General features: G+C 43.6%; 2 protein-coding genes and 1 pseudogene. 2 read left to right on the top strand and 1 reads right to left on the bottom strand.

Annotated elements, in window-relative coordinates; genetic code table 11:
* Window positions 1-1,419: TRCF domain-containing protein (locus tag VM802_RS20225; RefSeq protein ID WP_325533917.1), on the top strand; the 1,419-nt coding region annotated here is incomplete at its 5' end.
* A gap of 190 nt (window positions 1,420-1,609) precedes the next feature.
* Window positions 1,610-2,320 carry an SIMPL domain-containing protein gene (locus VM802_RS20230; protein ID WP_325533919.1) on the top strand — a complete coding sequence of 237 codons (711 nt, stop codon included), beginning with the start codon at window positions 1,610-1,612 and terminating at the stop codon, window positions 2,318-2,320.
* 95 nt (window positions 2,321-2,415) lie between these two features.
* On the opposite strand, the pseudogene VM802_RS20235 reads toward VM802_RS20230, so the two are convergent.
* Window positions 2,416-3,072, bottom strand: a pseudogene (locus VM802_RS20235) (TonB-dependent receptor); the annotation flags it as partial.

A 3,072-nucleotide genomic window follows, 5' to 3' on the forward strand; every position in this document is an offset into this window, starting at 1 on the left:
AAATCATCAAAGGAGAAAAAGGAAACATTAAAGAAACTTGAAGAAGGAAAGATAGATATCATCATCGGTACCCATGCATTACTGGGCAAGGAAGTGAAGTTCAAAGACCTTGGTGTGCTGGTGGTAGATGAAGAACAGAAGTTTGGCGTTTCCGCCAAGGAAAAGCTGAAACAACTGAAGCATAATGTAGATACGCTTACACTAACGGCAACGCCTATACCACGTACGCTACAATTCTCCCTGATGGGTGCTCGCGACCTTTCTATTATCAATACGCCGCCGCCTAACCGCCAGCCTATTGAAACAGAGGTGCATGTGTTCAATCAGGATCTTATCCGTGAAGCTATCTACTACGAAACAGAGAGAGGCGGACAGGTATACCTGGTACACAACCGTGTAAAAGGACTGGCTGAAATGGCCTCACTCATTCAGGGCCTGTGCCCCGATCTGTCTATTGCTACAGCGCATGGACAGTTGGAAGGACATCAGCTGGAAGAGGTAATCCTCGACTTCATTGACCGTAAGTATGATGTGCTGGTATGTACCAACATCGTGGAAAGCGGTGTGGATATTCCCAACGCCAACACTATCATCATCAATAATGCGCATCACTTTGGCCTCAGCGATCTTCACCAGTTGCGCGGCCGTGTTGGGCGCAGTAATAAGAAGGCATTCTGCTACCTGCTGGCGCCTCCTATGAGCACGCTCACAGCAGACAGCCGCAAACGCCTGCAAACCCTGGAACAGCACAGTGAGCTGGGAAGCGGCTTCCAGATTGCCATGCGCGATCTTGATATCCGTGGCGCCGGTAACCTGCTGGGTGGCGAACAAAGCGGTTTTATGGCGGAAATAGGCTTCGATATGTATCAGAAGATCCTGGATGAAGCTATCCGCGAACTGAAACAAAACGAGTTCCGTGATCTGTTCAAGGAACAACTGGAAGAGAAAAAAGATTTCGTGAGCGACTGTACCATCGATACTGACCTCGAAATACTTATCCCGGACACTTATATCGAAAGCATCCAGGAACGTCTGAACCTCTACCAGGAATTAGACAATATTACCGAAGAGGGCAAGCTGAAAACCTTTGAGGCTGAACTGGCAGACCGTTTCGGACCTCTTCCTGATCCGGTGAAAGACCTGCTCACCATGATCCGCTGCCGTTGGATGGCTATACAACTGGGCTTTGAGAAAATGATGCTCAAAGAAGAAAACCTGCGTTGCTATTTTATCAATAATCCCGATTCTCCTTACTTCGAATCCGCTACGTTTAATCATATATTAACGTATATACAGACCCGTACCAACAACGCGAAACTGAAACAGCTGGGTAAAAACTTTATGCTGGTTGCTACACGCATCGCTACTATGACAGACCTGTATAACTTCCTCAAAGGAATGACAGACAGCCGTAAGTAAATTTTTTTCTGTAACTATTTTACTGTTTAATCGTTTCATAATTAATGTGAAACAGATATTGTTTTTTGTAAAAATGATTAGAGAAAACAATTTTTTTAATCAGGATTTATGGAATCACTTTTCAACTATGCATCATGAGGGTGTAAATAAAAACGAAAACAATTTTTTTAAATAGTAAAAACAACGACACATGAAAAAGGTAATGTTATTAGCAGCTGGATTATTTTTCGCATTAGGTTCTTTTGCACAACAGCAGCAGGCTGAAAAACCAGTAAAAAAGATTGAAGTAACTGGTTCCGCTGAAATGGAAATCACTCCTGATGAAATATATCTCAACATTTCTTTGCGTGAATATGTAAAGAGCAAAAACAAAGTAGAGATCGGAATACTGGAGAAACAATTACAGAAAGCAGTGATTGATGCAGGTATTCCGAAAGAAAACCTGACTGTGGAAAACGTGAACAGCTACAACTATGAGATCTACCGCAAGAAGAAAGATCCAATGGAATTCATGGCCCGTAAGCAATACCGCCTGAAGCTCACTAAGCTGGACAAAATCAACGACATCCTGGGTGCTGTAGATGCAGAAGGTATAGAAAATACCCGCATTGCTTCCTACACTTCCAGCAAAATGGAACAGTACCGCAAAGAAGTGAAAATAAAAGCGCTGCAGGCTGCCAAAGCAAAAGCTGAATATATGCTGACTGCTATCGGTAACAACCTGGATGGTGTGATCGAAATACAGGAAATAGGTACCGACAACTACAGTGATTTCCGTCCTGAAATGAGCAATGTAGCCATGTACAAAAGCGCTGCTGGTGATGCTGCCCCTGCTGCTGATATTGATTTTAAAACTATTAAAATCCGTGCTGAAGTAAGAACAGTATTTGGTATCAAATAAAGCGGCTATTAGCAATCAACTTTCATAAAAAAAACGGTTCGCATATGCGAACCGTTTTTTTTATGTTGCTTTAGTTTTCGTTTGTCTGGTTGCTCTTAGAAGCTATACCTTAAGCCCAGCTGCATCTGGTAACGTGATGCAAAGAAGTCTTTGGAGTAAGGAGTGCCAGGGTTGTTGAATGTATAGATCGGATGACCGTCTACCACTCTTGGAACTGACTTGCCTGAAACCGGATCTTTGTCGCTCACCTGTGCTAAACCAACGCTGGAAGAAGAGTTGAATGTGTTTGGTGAGAAGTATTGGATACCCCAGTTTTTATTCAGGAGGTTGGTCAGGTTCACGATATCATAAGTTAAAGTGATAGTGTGGATCTTCTTACCTGCTTTGAAGTTATAATCCTGGCTGAAGCGGAAGTCTGCCTGTGTATTCCAAGGAGTACGGCCGCCGTTACGTTCAGTGAATTCACCTTTGCGTGTGCGCAGGTATTTGTCTGCCTCAATAAAGTTCATGAACTGTTGTGCCTGTGCCTGTGCGGTAGCGTTGGGGTTATCGTTGAAGAACTTAACAGCTTCTGTCAGATCTTTCGGGATGTAAGCCAGGCTCACCTGCTGAGGAGTGTTTTGTACAGTTGCGTTTACGAAACCGTAAGTGTAAGGAGTACCGGACTGTGTATTGAAGAATACAGCGAAGCTGGAAATCCATTTTCCTTTAGTGCCCCAATCCTGTTTGTAGTTAACGGTAGCTACTATACG

The sequence above is a fragment of the Chitinophaga sp. genome, from assembly GCF_035538455.1.
GTDB lineage: Bacteria > Bacteroidota > Bacteroidia > Chitinophagales > Chitinophagaceae > Chitinophaga.

Excerpts from the sequence above, each read along its gene's own strand:
- VM802_RS20230 (WP_325533919.1), top strand. The coding sequence starts at position 1,610 with ATGAAAAAGGTAATGTTATTAGCAGCTGGATTATTTTTCGCATTAGGT.